The organism is Streptomyces sp. CC224B (assembly GCF_030010595.1).
Lineage (GTDB): Bacteria > Actinomycetota > Actinomycetes > Streptomycetales > Streptomycetaceae > Streptomyces > Streptomyces longispororuber.
This window is the reverse complement of record NZ_JASCXL010000267.1, coordinates 1-434: the sequence shown is the minus strand read 5'-3', so window position 1 is coordinate 434 and position 434 is coordinate 1. Positions and strand designations below refer to the sequence as shown.

Here is a 434-nt window from a genome sequence, read left to right as displayed (position 1 = left end):
GTCGAGCCGGCCCTGACCGAAGGCACCACCGTCCCCGGCCTCGACCCCTCCACCACCGCACTGGTCAACAAGTACCGCGCCCTGCGCGGCCGTACCGCGGAAAGCGAGTGAACTGACATGGCAACGATGCAACTGGGCCTCGTCGGCCTCGGCAGGATGGGCGGCAACATGCGCGAGCGCATCCGCCGCGCGGGCCACACCGTCATCGGCTACGACCGCAACCCCGAGGTCTCCGACGTCGCGTCCCTCGCCGAACTGGTCGAGAAGCTCGAAGGCCCGCGCGTGGTCTGGGTGATGGTCCCGGCCGGCGCCCCCACCCAGGCGACCGTCGACGAACTGAAGGAACTGCTCTCCGAGGGCGACGTCGTGGTGGACGGCGGGAACTCCCGCTGGACGGACGACGAGAAGCACGCCGCCGAGCTCGCCGAGCGCGG

General features: G+C 71.0%; 1 protein-coding gene. It reads left to right on the top strand.

Annotated features, from left to right (window positions below; translation table 11 throughout):
* Positions 1-126: 126 nt before the first annotated feature.
* On the top strand, positions 127-434 hold a 308-nt coding region (locus QK440_RS41290; RefSeq protein ID WP_282798404.1), incomplete at its 3' end, for an NAD(P)-binding domain-containing protein.